The following is a 25,922-nucleotide window of genomic DNA, read 5'->3' as shown; positions in this document are numbered from 1 at the left end:
TAAATGGACGAACCTGTCGTAAAACTGGAAAACGTTTGGAAGATCTTCGGCGCACGTGCTGAAGAGGCAATGCAAGCTGTCCGAGACGAAGGAATCGGCAAGCCGGAAGTTTTGGAACGGTTCAACTGCGTTGTCGGTGTTCAGGGTGCCACATTCGAAGTGCCGCGTGGCGAAATCTTCTGCATCATGGGGTTGTCCGGTTCGGGCAAGTCCACGTTGGTACGACACGTGAACAGATTGATCGAGCCGACGGCCGGCCGGATCGAAATCCTGGGTCACGATGTATCGAAACTATCGGAATCCGAATTGCGCCGCATTCGCGCCCAGCAAATCGGCATGGTCTTTCAACATATGGCGCTTATGCCTCATCGTTCCGTCCGCGATAACGTGGCTTACCCCCTGGAGATCAGAAAGGTCCCGAAATCCAAACGTTGGGCTGTTTCGGATCACGCTTTGAGCCTGGTAAACCTAACTGGTTATGAGGACCGCCTGCCCAAGGAGCTTTCCGGCGGGATGCAGCAACGCGTGGGGATCGCGCGGGCGCTGGCGTCGGACCCCGAAATCCTGTTGATGGATGAACCCTTTTCCGCCCTTGACCCTCTGATCCGCCTGCAGTTGCAGGACCAGTTCAAGGCGCTTGTGGCGCAGCTTAAAAAGACCACGCTGTTCATTACTCATGATCTGGATGAAGCTATTCGTATAGGCCACCGAATCGCGATCATGAAGGATGGGGTGATCGTACAGATCGGCACGCCGGAGGATATTGTTATGAATCCATCCGACGATTACGTGCGCGAATTTGTTCAGGGCATCTCCAAGCTCAAACTGGTCAAAGCGCATTCCATCATGGAACCGATGGACAGCTATTCAGGGCCACTCGACGGTGCGCCCCGGGCGGACGAAGGCGCGGATCTGGACCAGCTGATCGATCTGGCCGTGAAGTCCGACTTGCCGGTCGTCATAACGGATGCGGGCAGTGACGTGGGTGTCGTGACCAAGCCACGCCTGTTGCGTGGTATTCAGGGGGGCAAAAATGACTGACGCAACTTCTGAGCTTAAAGTAACGGCCGCCTCTGACATCGAGGTTGATCGCGAGGCTCTTGATATTTCCATCAAGAAGTTCGCTGGTCCGAACGGAGCCTATTACGTCAACGCTTTTCACAAAATCCACGACGCTACCAGTGCAATTCCCAACACGTTCAACACGTGGGCGGCGGTGATGGGGCCGTTCTGGTCCGCGTCACGGGCCATTTGGGGCATGTTCTGGACGTTTCTGATCCTCGAGATCATCGCGTGGGTCCAAATCGGCAGAGGCGCGTGGGGCAATCCGGGTGCGGACTTTGCAGAGCGTGCCGCCCGTCAGCAAGAGCGCGCAGCCGAACTGCTGGCCCGAGCGGCGGACGCAACTGAAAAGGCGGATATCGATCGGTTCACCAAGCTGGCTGAGAACATTCAGAAAGCGGCTGATACCAGCTTGGAAAGGGCCGCTGCTGCCCAGTCCGAGGCCACGGGTATTCTTATCACCGGGTTGCTGATGTTGCTGGTTTTCAAGGTGGTTCAGGGTTTGTATGCCGACCGAGTCTACGAAAAACAGTATTCAAACTGGCGTATCGACCCGGGCAGCACGGAAAGCGGACGCTCGACCCGAAACACGGTTTTGGGCGCAATCCTTGTCGCCGCCATTGGTCCCTTGATCGTTTACAAGTTCACCGTAAACGCGTCGCTTCCTTTGCTGGATGCTTTCCCCGAGCAGCAGGTATCCGCGATGATATTGGGAGAGGGCAACGGCACGTTGTTCTCAAACCTGGCTGGCTGGATGGAAGAAAAGATAGACGCGGCCGCTGCAGCAGGGGGCGATGTCTTCGACGGGATAGTAGCCGGTGTGCGTTCTGTTCTTGATGCGTTGACAGTGGCACTTATCGGCTCACCTTGGCCAGTTGTCATGCTGGTCATCTGTGTGACCGCATGGCGCGCGGCGGGACCAAGGGTTGCCATCTTCACCGCAGCTTCGTTGGCCTATATCGCTTTGCTGGGATATTGGGACGTAGCGATGGAAACCGTTGCGCTGGTGGGTGCGGCGGTGTTGCTCTGCGTTGTCTTCGGCATTCCGCTGGGTATCTGGTTTGGCAAGTCTAAGCGCGCTTATCGCGCGGCGGAACCGGTGCTGGACTTGATGCAGACCCTTCCGGCCTTCGTTTACCTTATCCCGATCATTGCCTTCTTTGGCACCGGCAACCCGCCGGGCATTCTGGCCACGATCATCTTCGGAATGCCGCCGGTTATTCGACTGACGGCACTGGGCATGCGTGGGGTTCCGGAGAGCATCAAGGAAGCCGCCGTCGCCTTTGGGGCCTCGAAATGGCAGTTGCTGAAAGATGTTGAAATCCCGCTGGCATTGCCATCGATCATGACAGGTGTGAACCAGACAATTCTGATGTGTCTGTCCATGGTCGTAATCATCTCGCTGATAGGTGGTGGCGGCTTGGGCAAAGAAATCCTGGAGGCACTGCAATATGCCGCCAAGGGGCCGGGCCTGCTGGGCGGCTTCGCAATTCTGTTCCTCGCCATGGTCATGGACAGGATCGTGCAAGGCGCATTCCGGCGAGAAGACGAGAAAATCTAACCATCTGCGCCCCCGGTTCTTTCCGGGGGCGTTTTTCATTGACCGGAGAAAACAATGGCCGATCGCTACGAACAGTCCATGATGGACAATCTGTATTGGTGGGGCGTGCCTACTCTGTTTCGTTGCCCCAATGTCGGGCCCAAGGGGCAGGACATTGCATTAGCAGGCGTGCCGCACTCAACCGGAAACGGCACGACCGAGAGGGACCAGCATTTGGGCCCACGCGCCTTGCGGCACGTCTCGGCCGTTCAGCGCAGGGTGCATTCAGTTTTCGAGATCGACCCATGGAACAGCGCGCGGATTGCCGATGTGGGGGATGTGCCGTTCCCGAAGGCGAACGACAATGAGGATTGCATTGAACGGATCACCGAATTCTACAAGGACATCGACGCGGCCGGTGCACGCCCGGTTTCTGTCGGCGGAGATCACTCCATCACTGGTGGGATAGTACAGGCTTTGGGATGTGGAAAACTGGCAGGCGGAGAACCTGTCAGTTTCCTGCATCTGGACGCCCACACGGATGTTTTTACCAAGGTTGACCACTTCCTGGGGGCCAAGAAATCAGCGGCACACTGGGGGGCTTATCTGGCCGATCAGGGGCAGGTGGATCCGACCCGTTCGATGCAGATCGGCTTGCGGGGCCATCCACGCAGTCTGGACTGGCTGCAGCCTTCTTACGACTATGGCTACAACATCGTCACAATGCGCGAATTTCGTCAGCGTGGGCTGGAGGACGTTGTAGCCCAAACCAAAGAGGTGCTGGGCGACCGGCCGGTTTACATCACCTTCGATCTGGATTGCCTTGATCCAACCGTTGCGCCCGCAGTCTCTAACCTTGAGCCGGGTGAAAAGGGGTTTGACATCGATGAGGCGGTTGGAATCCTGAGGGCGGCGCGCGGGCTGAACATCGTGGGCGGTGATGTGGTTTGCATGATGCCCACAAAAGACAGCCCCAACAACATCACTGCCCTGACCGCCGCAGCAGTGATGTTCGAGATGATTTCGATGATTGCCGAGAATGTTGCCGAGGATTAACTGCGGCGCGCCTCGACAGCTTGGGCCAGAACACAAAGCAATTCGAACATCAGCGAGATACCCAGCCACGCTGTCCCACCCTCAGGATCGAAGGGTGGCGACACTTCGACAAGATCGGCACCGACAAGGTTCAGGCCAGCCATCTTGCGAATGACCTGCTGGGCCTGAAAACTGTTGGGCCCGCCAATTTCGGGTGTTCCGGTGCCGGGCGCATAGGTCGGGTCCACGAAGTCGATGTCATAGGTGCAGTAGGTCGGCTCCGTTCCGACAATGCTGCGCACTTCATTCATCACATCGTCGATGCCCCGGTCGAACAGTTCTTCGATGCGGATGATACGGATGCCCTGCGCTTCACCCCATTCGATGTCTTCGGTGTTGTATGCCGTGCCGCGGATTCCGACCTGAACAAAGCGTTTGGGGTCCACCAACCCTTCCTCAACAGCGCGGCGGAAGGGGGTGCCGTGCGTGAATTTGTGGCCGCCGAAATAGGTGTCGAACAAATCCGTGTGACTGTCGAACTGGATGAGACCAACCGGGCCCGAGGCGGCCAGGGCACGCAGGACGGGCAGGGTGGTCAAGTGATCCCCTCCGGCGGTCAATGGCGTGATTTTGCGCGCTTTCAGCTTCGAGTAGAAGCTCGTGACCCGATCCAGCGTGTCTTCTATGTCGACCGGATTGGGGGCGACATCTCCTAGGTCCGCGCAATTCACCTGCGAGAACGGCGCGACGCCCGTGACCGGGTTCATCGCCCTGATCATCGTGGAGTAATCGCGCAGTTGCCGCGGGCCATGCCGTGCGCCCGGGCGATTGGTGGTACCGCCGTCCCAAGGGATGCCGATAAGGCCCAATTCGACATCCGAGATGCGTTCGTGATCCAGATCCAGAATGGGCAGGCGCATGAATGACGGTATGCCCGCAAACCGGGCAAGCTCCATGGCTGAAACCGGTTGAAAAAATGAATCGGCCATGGCTTCCCATCCTCTGCAAGTTTCTTCAGTGACCCTAGCGGTTCAGCAACGGGCTGGGAATGCCTGTAAGACTTCAGGTCAGGATACGAAAACGTCGGCGAATTTCGGCGTCCTGCTCGGAGGTGAGATACTCGGGGTGATGCGAGCTCAAAACCTCTCTGGCGACTTGCCGGGCGGATGACCATGCGTCCCTCGCACCTTCGGTTTCCCATGTGCGCGGCTCCCGGCGATCAGCGAGCTGAGGATAAAAGTAATCTCTCTCCATTGCTTCATATGTATGTGCGCTGCCCAGAAAGTGCCCATCACCCAAAACCGAATTGCAAATGGCGTCAAAGCCGAGATTCGCTTCGGTGACCTCGATCCCGCGCAAGACCCGATAGGTGTGAGAGTGCATTTCGTTGTCCAGTACAAAGGCCTCGAAACTTGCACCCAACAGGGACGCAGTCATGCCTGAACTTTCATAAATCAGGTTGCCACCGGCCAATGCGGCTGCAAGCGACGTGATGCCTTTTTCAGCCCCGTACTGGGCATCAATGGCCTTGGCATCTGCCATCGAAGCGGCGACGCCCGAAGGCAACCCCAGCCAGTTCGTGATCTGCGCCGAGGCGGCATTCAGGATCGCTGTCTCGCCGCTACCACCGGCAAATGAGCCAGTTCTGAGGTCTACGATGAAGGGCCAATTGGAAAAAACCATCGGAAAGCCGGGTTTGATCGTGTTGACCATCACGAGACTGGCAAGCGTTTCGGCCAGTGACTGCGCCAGAAATCCGGCCAGGGTCGCCGGAGCGGTTGCGCCCGCTTGCGCAGCCGTGATGCAGGACATTGGTATGTTATGGGCGATGCACTCATAAACGACGTCCACTGCGTCTTCGCCATATCGCATCGGTGAAATGACCGGGCTGATGTGCGCTTTCAGGAAAGGGCGTTTGGCGAACTCACCGACCCCTCCGGCGACGATGTCCAGCATCTCGACAATGGGGCGGATATGTTCGGCCAGCGTGAAAGAGGTGGCGACTGGTTTGGTCGTATTCCGAACCAAGGCGTAAACCGTATTGACGTCCAGATCCAACACATCGGGGACATCCGTTGCAACGCAGCACCGGGTGAACCAACTGACATTGGCCAGTGTGTCCTGTAGTCGGGTGAAGTCATGCAGATCGACCAATGTGGAGGGGCGATAAAGCCCACTGTCAATGTCGAGCGTCTGAACAGCCGCGCCGCCAGTGCCAAAATACACACGATCCCCGCCCACATCGATAGACCGGCTTTCATCCCGGCCATGGAACATGAAACTTTTGGCAGCGGAATTAATGACTTGCTGGACCATTGAACGTGGGAATACCAGCCGCCCCGGTTCCCGGTCCCGTGCCCCTGCGGCCCTTAGATCGGCGGCAAGCCTATCCGGTACATTGCCCATGCCCAGCTCTTCCAGGAGCCGCAGGGCGGTATCAAATACCTGTTCTATTTCCACGTGGTTCAAAGGTTTGTACGAACCACCTGTCTGACCGGGTGGGCAGGGATCGAATGCTGGCTTGGCTGCACGCTGTGCGTGCCGCGCTTTCCGACCGCTGCGTTTTGAGCCCTCCGATGACATGTATCCCAATCTCTTTGCGTCTTCGTTGCACCGTAAGGCGCAAAACACACGGGCATCAAAGGAGAATTGCCGATTTCAGAATCCGAAATTGCGGTTTCGATTTTACAGTACCGGCGACTGCCCTGTTGTCTGCCCAACCCGTTATTCAGCAAGACTTGTGCCGAAACCGAGGGAGCACAGCCAATGAAGTCGCGTACCAGAGTCGTTGTGATCGGAGGCGGGATCGCTGGATGTTCGACACTGTACCACCTGACCCGAGAGGGTTGGACAGATGTGGTTTTGGTTGAACGGAACGAACTGACTTCGGGCACGACCTGGCATTCGGCAGCGCAGGTCACAAATTTCGGGATGAATCAGACCATGGTGGGTCTGAAATCTCATTCGATCCGCCTGTACAAGGAACTGGCCGACGATCCGGATTATCCGATCAATTACCATCACGGAGATGGCGGAATACGCCTGGCGAATACAGAAGCGCAGATGCAGGGCTACCGTCACTTCGCGTCTATGGCCCTGGGCATGGATGTGCATTTCGAGGTGATCGATGCGGATGAATGCGCCCGACGTCACCCGTTGATTTCGACCGACAACCTGATCGGTGGGCTATGGGATCCGTTGGACGGTGACATCGACCCGGCCCAACTGTGTCAGGCCCTTGCGCGACGGGCGCGCAAAGCCGGTGCGGAAGTGTACAGAAATACGCCTGTCACAGCTTTGACGCAGCACAACGATGATACCTGGACCGTGCATACCGAGCACGGAGACATCGACTGCGACATAGTCGTCAACGCATGTGGCTACCGGGTCAACGAGGTTGGCGCCATGATGGGGGTTCATCATCCGGTGTCGTCCATGGAACACCAGTATTTTCTGACCGAAGAGATCGAGGCCATCCGGGATGCCGGGCACCGGATGCCGCTGCTGCGCTGCCCAATCAGCGACTACTATTGCCGACAGGAAAAGAACGGTCTCTTGCTCGGGTTCTACGAGCAGGGGTGCAAAACATGGGGAATGGAGGGGATCGATCCAAACTTCGTGAACGCACTTTGTCCGGATGATCTGGACCGTGTAACTGATGTGCTCGAGGGTGCATTTGCGCGGATGCCTGCCTTGATGGAGGTGGGCATTCACACGGTCGTAAACGGGCCGATCACTTATTCAATTGATGGTGCCCCGTTGGTTGGGCCGATCCCGGGCAAGCGCAATGCGTACTGCATCATTGGTCTGCGAGCCGGGTTGGGCGAAGGCGGCGGGCACGGGTGGCTGTTGGCACAGCAGATCGTGCATGGTGAGGCATGTTATGACACTTGGTGCCTCGACCCGAGGAGGTTTACAGGGCACGCGAACGTAGAACTCACTGCTCTGAAGGCGATTGAGGATTATCAGAACGAATTCAGGTTCCACTTTCCACATGAACACCGCCCAGCCGGCCGTCCCGCCAAAACGACGCCTCTGACGCCTGTTCTCGCATCCGAAGGGGCGGAGTTCACGGTAGTCAATGGATGGGAAAGGGTGGATTACATCAAACCTCACCCTGATTTCGCGCCGTCACTCAGTTTCGATTTTGAGGAAACCTTCGATCTGGTTGCTGCCGAAGTCGATAACGTTCGCACCGGTGTCGGGTTGGCGGAAGTAAACGGGTTCAATCGGATCGAGATCACCGGAGTGGACAGGCACGCGTTTCTGGATCGGATGTTTTGCGGAGTTGTGGGCAAGCGCGAAGGGCGTGTTGGGCTGGGTTATCTGCTGAACCATCACGGTATGGTCAAGGCGGAAGCAACTGTTGCCAATCTCCCTGCCAGTGATCGCGGTCCAGCACGGGTTTGGTATGGCTCTGCCGCAGCGAGCGAGTATCACGATATGGACTGGCTACAGAAGCATCTGCGCAACGATGAAGACGTTCAGATGCGCAGCTTGACGAATGACCAAACCATTCTGGTTTTGGCTGGCCCCAAGTCGCGCACTGTGCTTTCTGACTGTGCCAGAGGTGATTGGTCTGCGGACGCATTCCCCTGGCTCAGCGTACGAGAGTGCTTTGTCGGCATCGCTCCTGCCACGGTCATGAACCTTAGTTTCTCGGGAGAGTTGGCCTATGAGATCCATGTCCCAAACGCCTCTCTCTATGCGGCCTATCTTGCGCTGCGGGAGGCGGGCGAAGGGTACGGGCTGAACCTGTTTGGTGCCAGAGCGGTTGACTCGATGCGCATGGAAAAAAGCTTCCTGCACTGGAAAGCCGATTTGATCACCGAATTTGATCCTTGGGAAACGGGGCTGGACAGGTTTGTGCGTCTGGACAAGGGCGAATTTATTGGGCGTGAGGCGCTGTTGAAGCGGCAGTCAGAAGGGCTTCGCCGCAAGCTGGTTCCCCTGCGCATTGATGCAACGCGTGGTCCGGCGCATCCCGGCGCGTCTGTCATGCTGGGCGATAAGGTCGTGGGGACTGTTACCTCTGGGGAATGGGGTCATCGTACAGGATTGAACCTGGCGCATGTATTTGTTGATCCGTTCATCTCTGAGGTTGGCAGCGAAATGGAGCTGGATAGTTGCGGGCAGCGTTTTGGCGCGACTGTCATAACGTCCAGCCCGTACGATCCGGATTTTGCCCGTATGAAAGCTTAGAAACGACATCTCAGCCAACTTCATTGTTGCCGCAAGGGCGAATCTTTGCTTCGCTAGTTTCGAACAAATCGAAACAATGGTCAGTTGCCGTGTCCAAATCGCTGAGCCTTAGGTGGCTGGAAGTTTTTCAGTTGATCGCCAAGTCCGGATCGATTCAGAAGGTTGCATCCGAAACGGATTTGTCGATCAGTACAGTTTCCAACCATCTGCGCAGCCTTGAAAACGCGCTGGGCATCGAATTGGTCGACCATGGACGCCGTCCAATGGGGCTAACGCCAGCAGGAGAAGTGTTTGCCCGCTACGTCCGTGAAGGCCTGACCGTATTGAAACGTGGCGAAGCTGAGATCCGTACGGGCAACTGGCAGCACGCGACGGACCTGCGATTGGCTTTGATTGACGATTTCGACAACCAGATCGCGCCCGATCTCGTTCGGTTTTTGGCTCAGGCACTTCCGCGCTGCAATTTCCGGCACTTCACACGCCCCAGTCACGAGATTCTCGCCAAACTACAAGAGCATAAATTGGACGTTGGTGTTGCCACAAGGCCGCCGGGACGCACTGAGGGGCTGATCGAATACCCTTTGATGCGCGATCCTTTCATCGTCGTTCTTCCCAACAAGTTTGAAGGTTCGCCCGAAGAGTTGTTTACACCAGAGGCGGAATTGCCTTTGTTAAGGTATTCGCGTGACTACGTGATTGGCAAACAAATCGAAATTCAGTTGGCCCGAAGCAAGTTCAGCCTGCCCAACCGGTTTGAACTTGAATGTAATCAGTCCATCATCGGCCTGGTTGCACAGGGCAGCGGATGGGCCATCACAACGGCGGCGTGTTTCCACCGAACGCAGCGGTTTCACAACAGTGTCAAAGCCATGCCGTTTCCTGGCAGGAACTTTGTGCGGACAGTGTCACTTTTTACGACCGAAGTGTACCCGGCGACTACATCACTGCTGATCCAGAAGGCCATGGGAAAACTGATCCGGCAGCATTTTACAAGACCGATGTGCGCCAGGCACACCTGGCTGAAAAACGAATTCCGCACCATGGAAATGGACAGTGCCTAGCCACCATCAATGACTGGCAGTTCTGGCATTCCAAAAAAACAAAACGCGGTTCTGATACCGGCCCGTCGGCATCTTCTGTGGTTCCGTTTGAGAACCCAAAAACTTCCCATGGGTCCAAACCAGAACCCGTCAGACCGATTTCCCGTCGGTCCTTCGGTTCTGAAACGGAACACTAAAACTTACCACTCCCTGCTACGTTAGGCAGGCATCCTAGAATACCGCGCGCTGCTGCCGCCATCGGACAATTTGCAATTCAGCACAGGACCGGGACCAAGCTTAACTATGAATGTCCGCTCTGTTCGCGACTCGGTGGTTTCTGTGGAATTGTCGAACGTTTGCGGAATGATATCGAAGCTATAGTCGAGAATTGGGTTTGTTTCTGGGTGCTGATGCCAAGCCGATATAAAAGTTACTTGTGTCAATGGGCCGCCTAAGTCCAACATGACGTGGTACTTTTGGTAGTATGGCAAGAAAATTTTTCAGAATTTCATCCAATAGATATATGTATAGCGGAAAATTTAGGCTCCTCCTCGGTCCGCCACTTGGTATTCTGTAAGGCACACATGGTTCTGGCGCCAGCGACAAAGACTTGCCGTTTTCACCTCATTCCCTTCATCCAGCGTCCAAAAACCGATTTCATAGATCCTGACTTCCTATTAGCAAAATCAGGGCCGACATGCGGATCAGGCTGGCACCGATTCATCCTAAAAAAGAAATTCAGAACTTGGCTCGTCAGAAGTGCTCGGCGGCAATCAATGCACGGCAAGTTGACCTGTGCGAACGTCGCATTTGGTGGAGAGCTACCATCAACAAAATAGCCCCAAAGCACCAGAACACAGTCATCTGGCAGCGGTATTGTAAGTGGACAGCATCTTCTTCAAGGCGAAGTATGAGGCTTTCGGAGTACGTTTCATCGTATCGAAATCCACATCAACCAGACCGAAGCGTTTTTCGTACCCCAAGGCCCATTCGTAATTGTCCAGCAGAGACCAAACAAAGTACCCCTTGACCGGAACATCCTGATTTAGGGCCTCCTGAACGGCGGCAAAGTGCTGATCCAGATAGCTGATACGATCAACGTCTTGTTGGCGCTCGGGGCTGGCCATGCCGTTTTCGGTCACATAGATCGGAAGGTCGCCAGTGTATTCTTGCGCTGTTCGGATCAGGAACCGGCTCAGCGCGGCTGGGTCGATTTCCCATCCCATTTGGGTCTTGGGCAAGGGCCCGGGGATTTCGGTCAGGCCGGGCCAGGCGGTGTCCGCAGGGGCGATCAGTTTGCGGGTGTAATAGTTCAATCCACACCAGTCGACAGGAGCGCCGATGATGTCGAAATCATCCTGCCAGCCGGGCGGAAGGTGGGGTTCCAACCCTTCCAGCACATTCTGAGGATAGGCCTTGTTGAACACGCCCCCCAGGAAGAACCGGTTATAGATCCCATCATAGAGATCAGCGGCCTGCCGCGCTTGCGGACTGTCATCGGCGGGTTCGGCCCATTCAAGATTGAACACACCGCCCAGATTGGACATGCCCAGGCCGCGCATCGCCTGAATGGCCTGGCCGTGGGCCAGCAGGACGTGATGCATGGATCGAGCCGTTGCCCGAATGTCCCGCAATCCCGGGGCGTGATGTCCTTCGAAATGACTCAGCCAGCTGACGCACCAAGGCTCATTGATAGGGGCAACGCTGTACATTCGGTCGCCGATCCGGCCCATGATGACCTCGGTGAAATCGGCAAACCAGCTGGCGATGTCCCGGTTGCGCCAACCGCCCAGGTCAGCCAGAGCCGACGGCAGTTCCCAGTGATAAAGCGTCGCGCACGGGCGGATGCCACGCTCCAGCAGCGCATCAGCCAGCCGGTCGTAATAGTCCAAACCTTCCTGATTGATCGGTCCGCGCCCCTCGGGCATCACGCGTGCCCAGCTGGTCGAGAAGCGATAGCAATCAAAACCTGCGTTGCGCACAAGATCGAAATCCTGTTCAAACCGGTTCAGGTGGTCGCAGGCCCGATCCCCATTTTCCCCCCGCACGACGTTGCCGGGTGTCGCGGCAAACGTATCCCAATGGGTGGACCCTGCACCGCCTTGGGCGTGACCTTCGATTTGATAGGCCGACGTGGCGACCCCAAACAGGAAATCAGACGGAAAATCGTTTCGCGTAAAGTTCATCGTCGGAACCTGTCGGGTGCAGGGCCGGTTGACTTGCCGACAACCAACTCGGCCTCAAGCAATCTGGTTTTGACCGGGTCCTCAGGCGATTTGATCCGCTCGATAAGCATCTCGGCGGCCAGTTCTCCTGCGTGTCGCACTGAAGAGCGCGTGGCTGTGAAAATGGGGACGTCCTGCCCGTTCTTTAGGTAAGAAAGGTCATCGTCATGAGCGATGACCGAGACATCCCGACCGATCCGGAGGCCCGCCTCGTCCAGCGCCCGCCGTACTCCGATCGCTGAAATCATCGAGGACGCCAGAATGGCAGTCGGCGGTTCATCCAATTGCAGCATGTCGTGAGTTTCGCGGTGGCCGTAGACTTCGGTCATCTCGGCGCTTCGCATCAGTTGCGGGTCCGAGGTCAAGCCTGCCTGTTCCAGGGCCTGTTGGTACCCTGTACGGCGTCGTTGCGCGAAATCCATATCTTCAAGCCCGTTGATCAGGGCGATCCGGCGATGCCCTAAATCGATCAGGAACTGTGTGGCGCGCATGAACGAGCTTTTGTTGTTTACGTCAATCCAGTCATATTCCACATCCGCCCCCGTCGAACGCCCATGCACGATGAACGGCACCGCCATCCGCGAGAGAAGATCAATTCGGTGTTCGTTAACTTTGGGGCCCTGCAAAACGACGCCATCCACGGCACCGCGCTGAAACAAACTGCGATAGGCCCCTTCGATCGACGTATCATCGGCGGTGGTGAACATCATGTCATAGCCGTGCGCGGCGTACGTGCGCGCCGCACCAGCAACAAAGTCACCGAAGATCGGGTTCACCATCTCGTGCTGGGACGAACTGGGGATCACGTGCCCGATCACCATGGATTTGCCGGTCGCCAGCCCCTTGGCGCGGATGTTCGGGCGATAGCCATGTTTGGCAGCAGCAGCCTGAACGCGCATCCGGGTTTCCTCGCTCACTTCGGGGTAGCCGTTCAGCGCGCGGCTGACCGTCGTTTGCGAAAGGGCAAGAATTTCCGAGAGCTGCTTCAGGTTCATGATTGCTTCAAAGCGCCTTCAAGTTTTGGCTGTTACCTGTTGTGTGGTCAAATGCTCGTTCCGTCAACCCGTTTCAATCAGCCTTTTAAAAATTGATGTTCTGCAACGTGAATGTTGACAGGCGAGAAATGTTAGCGGATAAACTGCATATCCAAAGCGCTTTGGATGCTGAGTCTCTGTGGCGCAAGGAACTGTTGGGAGGAAAATTCATGAGAAACGCGCTTTATGCAGGTGTGGCCACATTTGCTTTGCTGTCCGGAGGCGTCCAGGCGCAGGGCGAGATGATCCACGCCGTGGGCGAGGGCGGCTTTGACTGGGACGGCTTTCAGGCCTTTGCGGACGCCCATGACCTGGCCGGTCAGGACCTTACCATTTTCGGGCCGTGGCTTGCGGGCGAAGGGAAGTCATTCGAAAATCTGGTCGCCTATTTTGATGAGGCCACCGGAGCGAATTCCAGCTATGTCGGATCGGACTCGCTGGAGCAGCAGATCCTGATTGATGCGGCCGCTGGCTCCGCTCCGAACTTGACGGTTTTCCCGCAGCCGGGTCTCGCCGCGAACATGGCCAAGAACGGATACCTGACGCCGCTTGCCGAAGGGTCGGCGGACTGGATCAAGGACAATTTCGCTGCCGGCCAGTCCTGGGTCGATTTGGGAACCTTTGAAAACGCCGATGGCGCCAAAGATTTCTACGGCTTTTTCTTCAACGTCAACGTGAAGTCGCTGGTCTGGTACATCCCGGAAAACTTCGAAGACTTCGGGTACGACGTCCCGCAGACCATGGAAGAGTTCAAGGCGCTGATGGATCAGATGGTCGAGGATGGCGAGACGCCGCTTTGCGTGGGGCTTGCATCCGGCGGTGCGACCGGGTGGCCCGCGACCGACTGGGTCGAGGACCTGATGTTGCGTACACAGCCGCCCGAAGTCTACGACCAGTGGGTCTCGAATGAGATGAAGTTCGATGATCCGCGCGTGATCGCGGCGATTGAGGAATACGGCAGCTTTACCCGCAACGACGACTATGTCGTGGGCAACGCCGACGACACCGCCGCGATTGACTTCCGCGACAGCCCCAAGGGTCTGTTCGACAGCCCGCCTGCCTGCATGATGCACCGTCAGGCGTCGTTCATTCCCGCCTATTTCCCGGAAGGGACCGAATTGGGTGTAGATGCCGATTTCTTCTACTTCCCGGCCTATGCCGAGAAAGATCTGGGAACTCCGGTTCTGGGTGCGGGCACGTTGTTCACGATCACGAACCCGAACCCGGCGGCCGAGGTGTTCATGGAGTTCCTCAAAACGCCCTTCGCGCATGAGATCATGATGTCTCAGGACGGATTCCTGACGCCGCATCTGGGGGCAAATCCCGAGAATTACGCCAATGATACCCAGCGGGGACAGGGTGAAATCCTGACCAACGCAACCACGTTCCGCTTTGACGGGTCGGACCTGATGCCGGGTGCGGTCGGCGCGGGTACGTTCTGGACCGGTATGGTCGACTATTCCTCGGGTGCGAAGGACGCAGCCACAATTGCCGGAGAAATCCAGTCTTCGTGGGATGCTGCGAAGTAAGTGACGGCTGGGGCGGCCCTGACGCCGCCCCAATTTCCAAACCAACGAGGGCATCATGACACCGGCACTTCAGGGCCTGCTGACCATCGCCATCGGTGTGTCGGGTTGCGTGGGCTACTTCTACCTCTCCAACCAGTTTCTGGACAAAGTCCTGTTCCCGCCGCGCGGGCCCAACGCAGGGCGCAACATCAACCGGGCGAACATGATCCGGCCCTGGTTGTTCCTGTTCCCGGCACTTGCTGCGCTGGGCTTGTACCTGGCATACCCGGTGGTCGAGACGCTGCGCCTGTCGCTCACTGAACGCGTGCCCGGCGGTGGGTACAGATGGGTAGGCCTTGAAAATTACACCCAGATGGCCAAAGAGCCGAAATTCTGGGAGGCCATGCGCAACAACATGTTCTGGCTGATCGTTGTGCCGGCCATGTCCACCGCTTTCGGCCTGCTGGTTGCACAACTGACCGACCGCATCCGATGGGGTAATTTTGCCAAATCGCTGATCTTTATGCCAATGGCGATTTCATTCGTCGGCGCTTCGGTGATCTGGAAACTCGTCTATGACGCGCGCCCGGCGGAACAGGACCAGATCGGCATCCTGAACGCGCTTTATATCTTCTTTGGCGGCACCGAACCGCAGACATGGCTGACGGTTCCGTTCTGGAACAGTTTCTTCCTGATGATTGTTCTGGTTTGGATTCAGACCGGGTTTGCCATGGTGATCCTGTCGGCCGCCCTTCGCGGCATCCCCGAAGAAACTGTCGAGGCCGCCATCCTGGATGGCGCGAACCCGTTTCAGATTTTTTTCAAGATCAAGGTGCCGCAGATCAAAACCACGATTCTGGTCGTCTGGACGACGATCACCATTACCGTGCTGAAAGTCTTCGACATCGTCTTTGCCATGACCAACGGCCAGTGGGAGACACAGGTTCTGGCCAACTACATGTATGACAAGCTGTTTCGCGCCAACGACTGGGGGGTGGGCTCGGCCTCGGCCATGGTGATCATGTTGCTGGTCACACCGATCCTGATCTGGAACGTGCGCAATGCGCGCAAGGAGATGGAGTAGGCCATGAACGATATTGCGGGAACCAGACCGGCGCTGCGCTGGGTCGTTCATGCCTCGGTCGTCTTTCTGGTGGTCCTGTGGATCATTCCGACGCTTGGTCTGCTGATCTCATCCTTCCGGACGGCGGACCAGATTTCCAGCAGCGGTTGGTGGCGGTCTCTCTTTCCGTCCGAGCAGAATCTGACACTGCGCAGCGCGGCACCCGAAACGCAGGTGTTGGAGAATGAGCTTTACGTAATCCAGGGGCAGCTGTTTGGCGATGAAGAGCAAATCAGGATTTCAGGCTGGGGCATCAGCGCACGCGAAATTGACGCCTTCGCCCCCGGTGAAACCGCCGAGCTGCGCGGAGGCGGCACAATCACAGTCGATGCAGACGGCAACTATCGGATGGAGAATACCGAAGAATTCAGCGGCAAGCGCGGCGCGCGTGTATTTGTGACGGCTGAATTGCCGCCTGAGTTTACATTGGACAACTACAAAAAAGTTCTGTTGGACCAAAGCAGTACGGACAGTATGGCAAAGGCGTTCTTCAACACGCTGACAGTCACAATTCCCGCGACGATCATTCCAATCCTTGTTGCAGCCTTTGCAGCTTATGCCCTGGCGTGGATGGAGTTTCCGGGCCGGGCCTTGCTGATCGCCGCTGTGGTTGGCCTGTTGGTGGTTCCGTTGCAACTGGCGTTGATTCCGCTGTTGAAATTCCACCTGAGTATCGGGGTTGGGAAAGGTTATCTGGGCGTTTGGTTGGCGCATACGGGCTTTGGCATGCCGCTGGCGATCTACCTACTGCGCAACTACATGGCTGGATTGCCACGTGATCTGATCGAGAATGCGCGGGTCGACGGGGCGACCGAGTTCCAGATCTTCACCAAGCTGATCCTGCCGCTTAGCTTCCCGGCGCTCGCGTCCTTCGCAATCTTCCAGTTCTTGTGGACGTGGAACGATCTTCTGGTGGCCAAGGTCTTCCTGATCGACGCAACCGGCCAGACCACGGTGATGACCAACCGCATTGTAGAGCTTTTGGGCACCCGTGGCGGCAACTGGGAAATTCTGGCGACCGCAGCCTTTGTGTCGATCTTTGTGCCATTGGTCGTTTTCTTCGCAATGCAAAAATACCTGGTCCGGGGCCTGCTGGCCGGGTCCGTTAAATAGAGGCGTCTGATGAACGTGCAGAACACTGTGGAACTTTCCAAATCAACAAAGGCCACGTCAGACTGGTGGCGCGGCGGAGTGATCTATCAGATCTATCCGCGCAGTTTTCAGGACAGCAATGGCGACGGCATCGGAGACCTGAAAGGTATCACCCGGCGTCTGGATTACATCGCTTCGCTAGGTGTTGACGCGATCTGGATTTCGCCCTTCTTCAAATCTCCGATGAAGGATTTCGGCTATGACGTCAGCGATTACCGCGACGTTGATCCGATGTTCGGGTCATTGCAGGATTTTCGCGAACTGCTCGATCAGGCCCATGCCAAGGGGCTGAAAGTGATGATCGATCTGGTGCTTTCACACACATCAGACCAGCACCCGTGGTTCATCGAAAGCCGTGCCAGCCGGGAAAACCCGAAATCCGACTGGTATGTTTGGGCCGATCCGAGGCCGGATGGCACACCGCCCAACAACTGGTTGTCGATCTTTGGCGGTCCTGCGTGGCAGTGGGACCCGCGCCGCCTGCAATACTATTTTCACAATTTCCTCACGTCGCAGCCGGACCTGAACTTCCACAATGCACACGTTCAGGACGCCTTGCTGGATGTTGCCCGGTGCTGGCTTGAGATGGGCGTGGACGGGTTTCGTCTGGACACGATCAATTTCTATTTCCACGACAAACAGTTGCGCGACAACCCGGCGCTTCCGATCGAAGAGCGCAACGCGTCGATCGCGCCAGCGGTGAACCCCTATAACCACCAAAACCACCTGTATTCCAAAAGTCGGCCTGAAAACATTGCCTTCCTTGAACGCTTGCGGGCGCTGACAGACGAATATGATGGTCGCGCCTGCCTGGGCGAGGTCGGCGACGCGCAGCGTGGGTTGGAAATCATGGGTGAGTACACGTCCGGCGACAAGCGGATGCACATGTGCTACGCCTTCGAGTTTCTCGAAAAACGCGCACTGTCGGCTGATTATGCGAAACAGGTTTTTGATCAGCTTCAGGCCAAAGCCGGGGATGCATGGCCGTGCTGGGCGTTCTCGAACCACGACGTGCCTCGCCACGCCTCGCGCTGGGGCCTGGACGATGCGGCCATTCGACAGCACGCAGTCTTGATGATGTGCCTGCGCGGTTCCGCCTGTCTGTATCAGGGTGAGGAGCTGGGCCTGCACGAGGCCGATGTTCCGTTTGAAAAACTGCAAGACCCTTACGGCATTGAGTTCTGGCCCGAATTCAAGGGCCGGGATGGCTGCCGTACGCCGATGGTCTGGACGGCGCAAGACGAACATTCGGGCTTTAGTACGGGTGAGCCGTGGCTACCGGTCAGTCCCATGCAATCCGAACGGGCCGTGGACCGGCTGGAGGTGGACGATCAATCGATGCTCCACCACTATCGCCGCGCAATTGCGTTGCGCCATGCTCATCCTGCGCTCGCCTCGGGCACGCAATCCGATATGAACCAGGTCGGTCCGGCCCTGACGTTCTACCGCGAAGACGCTTCTGAAACGGTGTATTGCGCGTTCAACCTTGGAACAGAAGCAAGACAGATCGAACTGCTAGAAGGCAACTGGCGGGTCATCGGGCAAGACCTGGGCGGTGTTGATGGCGAACGCGTCGTGACGCTGCAACCTTCGCAATTCTGCCTGATGGTTAAGGACAAGGGGTAAACCATGTCGGAACTCAAGCTTACAGATGTGGCGAAGTCCTATGGTCCGGTCGATGTACTGAAGCATATCGATCTGGACATCGAGAAAGGCGAGTTGATCGTCTTCGTCGGCCCTTCGGGGTGCGGCAAATCTACCTTGTTGCGGATGATTGCCGGGTTGGAAAAGATTACTGGAGGAACGCTGGAAATCGAAGGGCAGGTCATGAACGATGTGCCGCCCGCCCAGCGAGGCATCGCGATGGTGTTTCAGTCCTACGCGCTCTATCCACATTTGACCGTGCGCGAGAACATGGCGTTTGCGCTCAAGATCGCCAAGATGCCCGCCGCCGAGATCGATGCCGCCGTCGAACGCGCCGCACAGACCCTTCAGCTGGATCCGCTTCTGGATCGACTGCCCAAGGCCCTGTCGGGAGGTCAGCGCCAACGTGTCGCCATCGGGCGGGCCATTGTACGGGACCCCAAGGTCTATCTGTTCGACGAGCCGCTCTCAAATCTTGACGCTGCTTTGCGCGTCGCAACCCGTATCGAGATCGCGCGACTGAAAGAGGCAATGCCCGACAGCACCATGATCTACGTGACCCATGATCAGGTCGAGGCGATGACCCTGGCCAGTCGGATCGTGGTTCTGGCCAACAAGGGCATTGCGCAGGTGGGCACACCGCTGGAACTGTACGAAACACCGGACAACGAATTCGTGGCGCAGTTTATCGGCTCGCCTTCCATGAACTTGATGTCCGGCAAAATATCCGGGACCGGGGCACAGACATCGGTCAAACTTGATGCGGGCGGCACTGCAGTTTCATCCATTCCAACCAATCCCGATCAAATGGGTCTGCCGGTAAACGTTGGCGTACGCCCCGAAGACTTTTTCGCCGACGATGCCTCTGGGTTTCTGGACGGCAATGTCGATTTCATCGAAGCCTTGGGAGAAGTCACCCTTCTTTATTTCGCCAGCAGGGCAGGGGCCGAAGGCATCGTCGCCAAGTTTCCCGGTGTCGAACGAAATCTGCGTGGACAAAATGTTAAACTGAACGCCGATCCGGGCAAGGTGCATCTATTTCACAATGGCTTATCTTTGCGGAAATAATGATCGGCCACCCAATCAATGTTGTGAGAATGGGAGCGCAATTCATCTGGGCCTGACGTTGCCCACTTGGCTTGGCCAATGCATCCATCATCAAAGCACAGAGAAAAGTCGAGAATTTTCTAGTCTGGCAAATATCGTTCAAGCAGAGCATCTACCAGCCCTTCTTGAAGGCGGTAGCCTGTCGCCTGGTCAACACGCAGAATGTCTTCAATGATTATAAATTGCTCCATGCCAGTCGTCATGGACAACCGCATCGCCAAGTCTTTAATTTCCTTGGGTTTCATAGATTTTTGCACTGGTTCAAGTGCCTCAGCAAAAGCAGCAACCCGTCTCGCGCCCCGCATTTTGGTCGTACCCTGCTCAAGCGATGCTTTCAGAGACTCTGCAAGAAACTGCCGGAAATAAGCTTCATGTTCGCGTGAGAAATCCAGATAGTAACGCGCGACTGCGTGTACTCGAACCCGGACATCATGAACCCCCTGAAGCAGCTCAGACGTTGGTTTGACTTCAATGTCCAGAGTCGCATCCAAAGCCAATACGCCCGGATCGGAAAAGTATCGGTAGACCGTCGCACGACTGATTTTGGCATGTTCAGCCACTTTTGCCAGCGTCACTTCCTGTCCCTCCGACATCAGTTCACGGGCGGCCGAAAGAAGCGCATCACGAGTTCGTTTAATTTGGTTTGTTCGGCGCGCCAAGTTAATTCCTTTCATAATACACTTGTCTCATAAGTGGATTTATGTATCATAATGGTATTAATTTTCGAGTAAAGGGAGTAGCTGCAATGACTGAACCTCGCCCTCGGGTTTATCATCTTCTTGGAAATCTTCTGACATTCCATGCTTTTCCCAGCGAAACAGGAAATCGATGTACAATTGTCGAGATCAAAACGGCGCCGGGGGCCGGCGCACCGCCCAACCATCATGCCGGTGAAGATGAAAGCTTTTATGTGCTTGATGGGGAATTCGAGTTTCTTGTGAACGGCGAAACCCACAGTGTAGAGAGTGGTGATTTTGTAAAAGTGCCGGACGGTGCCGTTCACGCCTTTACATGTACCGGAGCGAGGCCCGGTCGATTGCTCTGCATTAATGCCCCTGGCGCTATGCATGACACGTTCTTCACTGAAGCTGGTGAAGCCATGCCCGACGGAACAACAGACATTCCTGCCCCGGATGGACCACCGGATATTCCCGCAATCATGGCCGTAGCCGACAGGGTTGGAATGACGATTCTGGTGCCCACCGAAGTCCCCAGCTAACAGAATTTCAGTTTGGGCCCGGAAGCAACTTATCAGATGCTTCCGGGTCCAAACTCGCGCATGCATTGGTCTCTAGTTGCTCGCTCGCCTCGCCATGCGTGAGCTTCTGCTACGCATTGCCTTGCGGAGGGTCTTTTCTCAAGGGGAAAGGTCGTCGTTAGATGAGCCAAAATTGAATCCAATTTTGCTTAGATTGACCTTCTGCACCCGGTTCACGCTCTGACTTGCCAGTCGGGGACTATTCCTATCGACTGCAAGCTGACACATTTGGTCGCAACAGTCATTTTGGCGACAATGCGCCGCCAAGGTCGAAGTGGTTTGGAAACATTGAGCTCAAGAAGCGGAAGATGATCCTTATTGCCTCGGTTCGGTCAAAAGAATCCGGGTGCAGCAGGTAATCGGTCCACATCCCTTCCAGCATAGCAAGCGTGCCATGAGTTGCGTCACGTGCAACCTGATTGGGGTGTTCGATTTCAGCTTCCTTCGCAATCCGGGCGAACGCGTTGAAAACAAGGTTCCGTAGCTTCGCGTCCCGCGTGTCGGAGAAGGCGGCTATCGCCGCTCGGTTTCTGGCCTCACCGCGAAACGCGTACCAAATTGAAACGCTTTTCTTGTTGAGGATGGTTTCACCCAAATCACCCCGAACAATCATCTCGATATGCTCCTGGCCAGTTTGCCCGGTCGTTTCCAGCAAGGCATAAATGCCATTGTAGTATTGCTCGGACGAATAGCGGGCAGCTTCGTTAACCAGGTTGTCCTTGCCGCCGAAATGAAGGTGAATCATGCCGCGGGACAGCTCGGCGCGCTGGATGATTTCGCTTACGGATGTCTCTGAAATACCCTTCTCTGCGACCGAGTCGAGCACCGCTTCGATCAGGGACAGGCGATTTCGTTCGCGTATTTCTTGTCGTCTTCCGGTCATATGGTCAGGCGGTTCTGTTTGTTTTCAGCCTATTGCGGTGCCTTCTAGCGGCCATTGTGACTTTGGCCAGCCCTAGTTGTGAAATTATCTGTTGACACAGCTGGCCTGAAAATTCCAGATTTAAATGGACGATTGTCCATTTTGTGATGTATGTCGTCGCACCACCGCAAGCAAAACTCAGCAGGGAAGCATGGCTGGAGTCATCAGAAGCGAAACGGGCAAGGGCCTGGCACTGAGCGCGCCTGCGACGCTCTATGTCGGCTTGCTTGTGGCCGTGCCTCTTTGCATTCTGGTGGCCTACAGCTTTTGGACCCAAACCTATGTCGAGATTGATCGCACCCTGACCTGGGCGAACTACCAAGAGGCGTTCACCGACCCCTTGGTGCGGCACCTGATGATCCGGTCGGTTGCAATAGCGGGGGCGGTGACACTGTCGACGGTGTGTTTGGCCTATCCCATCGCCTATTTCATTGCGTTTCGGACGCAGAAGAAGACCCTGTGGCTATTGCTGATCACCATCCCCTTTTGGAGCAGTTACCTGCTGCGGGTGTTCAGTTGGAAACTGATCCTTGGATTTAACGGCGTGATGAATTCGGCCCTGATTTCGCTGGGGCTGATTCAGGAACCGCTGACATTCCTGCTCTACAACGAGTTTGCCGTTGTGCTCACGCTTGCGCATGCCTGGGCGCCGTTTGCGATCCTGCCGATTTACGTGTCGCTCCAAAAGATCGACCGTAGCCTGTTGGAGGCCGCAACCGACCTTGGGTGCAGCAAACTTGAAAGGTTTGTTCGCGTGACGCTGCCCCTGACGGTGCCGGGGATCATCGCGGCTTGCCTGATCATTTTCATCCCGACTGTGGGCGACTATGTCACCCCGGCTCTGGTCGGTGGATCGCAGGGTAAAATGGTGGCGAACCTGATCCAGGTACAGTTTGGCGCCGCCAATAACTGGCCATTGGGCGCAACCCTGTCTCTGCTGGCCATGCTTTCGGTCGGCTGCGTCGCGATCCTGTTCGTGGTGGTCGTCACCGCCTTGGGGCGGAGGATCCGATGACCAAGGCATTTCGTATCCCATGGTTGCTTGTCTATGCCATCGCCTACCTGGTGTTTCTCTACCTGCCGGTTCTGCTTTTGCCGCTGTTTTCGTTCAATGACGGAACCATCGTGGCCTTCCCGCTAAAGGGCTTCACTTTGAAGTGGTACGCGCAGTTGGGTCAGCAGGACACGCTGTTGCAGGCGATGGTGAACTCGCTGATCGTGGGCAGCGTGACCGCCCTGATGGCAACGTCCCTGGGCCTGTTCGCCGCGCGCGCTTATGTCCGGTATCGCTTCACGGGGCGCGAGTTGTCCGAGGGACTGGTCATGCTTCCTTTGGTCATCCCCGGCATCATCGTTGCCAGTTCGATGCTGGTTCTGTTCATCAGCATCGGGCTGAAACCATCGCTGACGACCGTGATCCTTGGACATGTGTTCGTGGCTCTGCCCTTCGCAGTGTCGATCATGAAATCCGCCTTTGACGATTTCGACCAGTCTTTGGAGGAGGCCGCCTTCGACCTCGGCGAAAGCGTTGTCGGGACGTTTCGGCGCGTCACTCTGCCGATTGTTGCTCCGGGCATCATCGCCAGCTTGCTGGTCACGTTCACCGTGTCCTTTGACGAATTCGTGCTGGCCTTCTTCCTGTCCGGCAACAGCCCGACACTGCCGGTCTACATCTGGAGCCAGATCCGGTTCCCCGCAAAGCTGCCCAACACGCTGGCCCTGGGATCGCTGCTTTTGCTCTCGTCGGTCCTGCTGCTGCTGATTGCCGAATACTTCCGCCGCCGCTCCACGCAATCTTCGGATTGAAGCCAAAGGAACAAACAAGATGAGCGAACAGAACATCATCGAGATTAAGGGCGTCGAAAAACGCTTTGGGTCCTTTGTGGCGGTGTCCGATCTGAACCTGACTTTGAAAGAGGGTGAGTTCTTTTCGCTGCTGGGGCCATCGGGTTGCGGAAAGACAACAGCTTTACGCATTATTGCGGGCTTTCAGGATCATGAAGAGGGTGAAGTCCGGATCGATGGACGCACCATGGGCGAGGTGCCTGCAAACAAGCGGCCTACCAACATGGTGTTCCAAAGCTATGCGATCTTTCCGCATCTGAATGTGGGCGACAATGTAGGGTTCGGTTTGCGCAAGACAAAGCTGTCGCGGAAGGAAATCAAGGAACGCGTTGCCGAAGCGCTTGAGATGGTGGAACTCGGCGGGTTGCAGGACCGCAAGGCCAACGAGTTGTCGGGCGGGCAGCGGCAACGTGTGGCGCTTGCACGGGCGCTGGTCATGCGGCCAAAGGTGTTGTTGCTGGATGAACCACTGTCCGCGCTGGACAAAAACCTGCGCGAAGCGATGCAGTTGGAAATGCGCCGCCTGCAGCAGAAGCTTGGCATTACCTTCGTGATGGTGACGCATGATCAATACGAAGCCATGACCATGTCCGACCGCATCGGTGTGATGTTCGCCGGTCAGCTCAAACAGGTCGACAGACCCGAGGTGCTGTACTCGCAGCCATGCAACCGGGAAGTGGCCGCTTTCATCGGCGGTATGAATTTCCTGAATGCTGTCGTGACTGCTGAAAACGCCGACACGCTGGACGTGAATGTTCAAGGGTTTGGCTCGATGACAATTGGGGTGAACCCGAATGTTCAGGTGCATGACAAAGATCTGCTGGTGGGCGTTCGGCCTGAGCAGTTGGAAATCAGCGCGGAAAAACCGGATGGATATGACGCGAATGTTCAGGGCAAGGTGTCGGACGTCGCCTTCTATGGCGAAAGCGTCCACTATTATGTGCGCGTCGACGGGTTGCCGGAAAGCATCGCCGTTGCAGTGCCAAACTACTTTCACACAGTCGATCACAACCGGGGCGATACTGTCTGGCTTGGCGTTCAAAGCGCCTCAGTGATCGACTTGGGCAAACGTGAATCTTTGGGAGGAGAGAAATGAATAAAGCAGCATCAATCGCCGCAGCAGTGGTTGCCACCTTTACCGCCAGCCAAGCGCTGGCCAACGCGGCGGACCTGACCGTCTTCGACTGGTCCGGATACGAGGATCAGGGGTTCTACGGCGACTATGTCGAAAAGTACGGCGGCGCGCCCAGCTATACTTATTTCGGTAGCGTGGAAGAAGCGTTCACCAAGCTTCAGTCCGGGTTTGAAGCAGATCTGGCCCATCCCTGCACGGATGCGCTGAGGAAATGGGTCGCGGCGGATATGCTAAAGCCGATCGACACCAGTAAGCTTGAAAACTGGGACAAGCTGATGCCCAAGATCAAGGAAGTCGATGGCATCACGATCGACGGGCAGACCTATATGGTGCCGTTCGAATGGGGCAACACCGGCCTGATCTATCGCACCGACATGATTTCGGCGGATGATGTGTCGCTGCAACTGCTCGCGGATCCTGCCTATCAGGGCAAGGTTGCCATTCCGGATGCCGCCTCCAGCGCATTTGCCATGGCCGCATTGGCGACCGGTGCCTCAAGCTATACCGATATGAGCGACGAGGAATTCCAGAAGGCGGCGGATTACCTGCGCGCGATTCATCCCAATGTGCGCTTCTACTGGTCCGATGCGGGACAATTGGACCAGGCGATTGCCAGTGGCGAGGTGACACTGGGTTGGGGCTGGAACCAGTCGGAACTGAACCTGATCTGGAACGAAACCCCGGCCGTCATGATGCGTGATGTGGACAAGGGTATCGCCACCTGGGTCTGCGGCTATGTGCATCTGAAATCCGCCAAGCAGTCGGATGAGCAGGTCTATGACATGCTGAACGCGCTCAGCTCTGCCGCCAGCGGCAAGTACATCATCGAAAGCTGGGGGTATGCCCATGCCAACTAAGACGCGTTTGCACAAGCAGACCCGGAGCTGATCGAAACCTATGGTTTCTCGGACGTGGACAGCTTCTTTGAGGGCAGCCTGTTCTTCGACGCGGTCAACCCCGAGCTGGAAGCCAAGATGCTGAAAGAGTTCGAGCGCATCAAAGCAGGCTTCTAAGCAGACCTTAACAACACAACCGGGAATGGCGGGACAGACGGTCCCTCCATTCCCACGACAACATTTCCAATTTTCTG

General features: G+C 56.4%; 21 protein-coding genes. 15 read left to right on the top strand and 6 right to left on the bottom strand.

The features are described from left to right. Positions 1 to 3: 3 nt before the first annotated feature. The 3 genes from ACR0FE_RS06185 to ACR0FE_RS06175 are packed head-to-tail and all read left to right on the top strand — an operon-like array spanning position 4 to position 3,658. Positions 4 to 1,041, top strand: coding sequence for a quaternary amine ABC transporter ATP-binding protein (locus ACR0FE_RS06185; RefSeq protein WP_480911726.1), 1,038 nt, complete (start codon positions 4 to 6; stop codon positions 1,039 to 1,041). Further along, the gene (locus ACR0FE_RS06180) at positions 1,034 to 2,623 is read left to right on the top strand and encodes an ABC transporter permease (protein WP_480911724.1); all 1,590 of its coding nucleotides are present in this window, start codon (positions 1,034 to 1,036) and stop codon (positions 2,621 to 2,623) included. Before ACR0FE_RS06185 ends, ACR0FE_RS06180 begins: the two co-directional genes overlap by 8 nt. A gap of 54 nt (positions 2,624 to 2,677) precedes the next feature. Beyond that, positions 2,678 to 3,658 carry an arginase family protein gene (locus tag ACR0FE_RS06175; RefSeq protein WP_480490610.1) on the top strand — a complete coding sequence of 327 codons (981 nt, stop codon included), beginning with the start codon at positions 2,678 to 2,680 and terminating at the stop codon, positions 3,656 to 3,658. Here the strand turns inward: ACR0FE_RS06175 and ACR0FE_RS06170 are convergent. Next, the gene (locus ACR0FE_RS06170; protein ID WP_480911722.1) at positions 3,655 to 4,626 is read right to left on the bottom strand and encodes an agmatinase; all 972 of its coding nucleotides are present in this window, start codon (positions 4,624 to 4,626) and stop codon (positions 3,655 to 3,657) included. The two genes, ACR0FE_RS06175 and ACR0FE_RS06170, sit on opposite strands and share 4 nt — an antisense overlap. A 73-nt stretch (positions 4,627 to 4,699) precedes the next feature. Next, positions 4,700 to 6,220, bottom strand: a complete 1,521-nt coding sequence (locus ACR0FE_RS06165; protein WP_480911720.1) for a trimethylamine methyltransferase family protein — start codon at positions 6,218 to 6,220, stop codon at positions 4,700 to 4,702. Between the two features lie 183 nt (positions 6,221 to 6,403). Here ACR0FE_RS06165 and ACR0FE_RS06160 point away from each other — a divergent pair, with 183 nt between their 5' ends. Then, the gene (locus tag ACR0FE_RS06160) at positions 6,404 to 8,839 is read left to right on the top strand and encodes a GcvT family protein (RefSeq protein WP_480911718.1); all 2,436 of its coding nucleotides are present in this window, start codon (positions 6,404 to 6,406) and stop codon (positions 8,837 to 8,839) included. A gap of 89 nt (positions 8,840 to 8,928) precedes the next feature. Further along, positions 8,929 to 9,900, top strand: coding sequence for a LysR family transcriptional regulator (locus tag ACR0FE_RS06155; protein WP_170806004.1), 972 nt, complete (start codon positions 8,929 to 8,931; stop codon positions 9,898 to 9,900). A gap of 839 nt (positions 9,901 to 10,739) precedes the next feature. Here ACR0FE_RS06155 and ACR0FE_RS06150 read toward each other — a convergent pair. Beyond that, positions 10,740 to 12,065, bottom strand: a complete 1,326-nt coding sequence (locus ACR0FE_RS06150) for a GH1 family beta-glucosidase (RefSeq protein WP_480911716.1) — start codon at positions 12,063 to 12,065, stop codon at positions 10,740 to 10,742. Then, a complete protein-coding gene (locus ACR0FE_RS06145; RefSeq protein ID WP_480911714.1) occupies positions 12,062 to 13,099 on the bottom strand; it encodes a LacI family DNA-binding transcriptional regulator in 1,038 nt (345 codons plus the stop codon). Before ACR0FE_RS06145 ends, ACR0FE_RS06150 begins: the two co-directional genes overlap by 4 nt. A 209-nt stretch (positions 13,100 to 13,308) precedes the next feature. Between ACR0FE_RS06145 and ACR0FE_RS06140 the strand changes: the two genes are divergently transcribed. Genes ACR0FE_RS06140 through ACR0FE_RS06120 form a run of 5 tightly spaced genes read left to right on the top strand, consistent with a single transcriptional unit; the run spans position 13,309 to position 19,633 of the window. After that, the gene (locus tag ACR0FE_RS06140) at positions 13,309 to 14,667 is read left to right on the top strand and encodes an ABC transporter substrate-binding protein (protein ID WP_170619181.1); all 1,359 of its coding nucleotides are present in this window, start codon (positions 13,309 to 13,311) and stop codon (positions 14,665 to 14,667) included. Between the two features lie 55 nt (positions 14,668 to 14,722). Further along, positions 14,723 to 15,730: a carbohydrate ABC transporter permease gene (locus ACR0FE_RS06135; protein WP_480911711.1), complete on the top strand. Its 1,008-nt coding sequence runs from the start codon at positions 14,723 to 14,725 to the stop codon at positions 15,728 to 15,730. Between the two features lie 3 nt (positions 15,731 to 15,733). Further along, positions 15,734 to 16,882 (top strand): carbohydrate ABC transporter permease, encoded by a 1,149-nt coding sequence (locus ACR0FE_RS06130; protein WP_170613678.1) that lies wholly within the window; start codon positions 15,734 to 15,736, stop codon positions 16,880 to 16,882. Positions 16,883 to 16,891: 9 nt separating this feature from the next. Further along, positions 16,892 to 18,547, top strand: a complete 1,656-nt coding sequence (locus ACR0FE_RS06125) for an alpha-amylase family glycosyl hydrolase (RefSeq protein ID WP_480911710.1) — start codon at positions 16,892 to 16,894, stop codon at positions 18,545 to 18,547. A gap of 3 nt (positions 18,548 to 18,550) precedes the next feature. Next, on the top strand, positions 18,551 to 19,633 hold the full coding sequence (locus ACR0FE_RS06120; protein WP_480911709.1) for an ABC transporter ATP-binding protein: 1,083 nt from the start codon (positions 18,551 to 18,553) through the stop codon (positions 19,631 to 19,633). 119 nt (positions 19,634 to 19,752) lie between these two features. Here ACR0FE_RS06120 and ACR0FE_RS06115 read toward each other — a convergent pair whose 3' ends face one another. Then, on the bottom strand, positions 19,753 to 20,346 hold the full coding sequence (locus tag ACR0FE_RS06115; protein WP_480911707.1) for a TetR/AcrR family transcriptional regulator: 594 nt from the start codon (positions 20,344 to 20,346) through the stop codon (positions 19,753 to 19,755). Between the two features lie 71 nt (positions 20,347 to 20,417). Here ACR0FE_RS06115 and ACR0FE_RS06110 point away from each other — a divergent pair, with 71 nt between their 5' ends. Continuing rightward, positions 20,418 to 20,891, top strand: coding sequence for a cupin domain-containing protein (locus tag ACR0FE_RS06110; protein ID WP_321251132.1), 474 nt, complete (start codon positions 20,418 to 20,420; stop codon positions 20,889 to 20,891). A gap of 280 nt (positions 20,892 to 21,171) precedes the next feature. Here the strand turns inward: ACR0FE_RS06110 and ACR0FE_RS06105 are convergent, their stop codons facing one another. Then, a complete protein-coding gene (locus ACR0FE_RS06105; protein WP_170613667.1) occupies positions 21,172 to 21,813 on the bottom strand; it encodes a TetR family transcriptional regulator C-terminal domain-containing protein in 642 nt (213 codons plus the stop codon). 190 nt (positions 21,814 to 22,003) lie between these two features. Between ACR0FE_RS06105 and ACR0FE_RS06100 the strand changes: the two genes are divergently transcribed. Genes ACR0FE_RS06100 through ACR0FE_RS06085 form a run of 4 tightly spaced genes read left to right on the top strand, consistent with a single transcriptional unit; the run spans position 22,004 to position 25,689 of the window. Next, positions 22,004 to 22,867 carry an ABC transporter permease gene (locus ACR0FE_RS06100; protein ID WP_480812551.1) on the top strand — a complete coding sequence of 288 codons (864 nt, stop codon included), beginning with the start codon at positions 22,004 to 22,006 and terminating at the stop codon, positions 22,865 to 22,867. Next, positions 22,864 to 23,658: an ABC transporter permease gene (locus ACR0FE_RS06095; protein ID WP_480812552.1), complete on the top strand. Its 795-nt coding sequence runs from the start codon at positions 22,864 to 22,866 to the stop codon at positions 23,656 to 23,658. The genes ACR0FE_RS06100 and ACR0FE_RS06095 overlap by 4 nt, the downstream gene beginning before the upstream one ends. Before the next feature lie 19 nt (positions 23,659 to 23,677). Continuing rightward, positions 23,678 to 24,793: an ABC transporter ATP-binding protein gene (locus tag ACR0FE_RS06090; RefSeq protein ID WP_480911704.1), complete on the top strand. Its 1,116-nt coding sequence runs from the start codon at positions 23,678 to 23,680 to the stop codon at positions 24,791 to 24,793. After that, the gene (locus tag ACR0FE_RS06085) at positions 24,790 to 25,689 is read left to right on the top strand and encodes an extracellular solute-binding protein (protein WP_480911702.1); all 900 of its coding nucleotides are present in this window, start codon (positions 24,790 to 24,792) and stop codon (positions 25,687 to 25,689) included. The genes ACR0FE_RS06090 and ACR0FE_RS06085 overlap by 4 nt, the downstream gene beginning before the upstream one ends. The last annotated feature ends 233 nt before the right edge of the window (positions 25,690 to 25,922 follow it).

The sequence above is a fragment of the Ruegeria sp. K7 genome (assembly GCF_056531785.1).
This window is presented reverse-complemented; position numbering and strand designations above follow the sequence as displayed.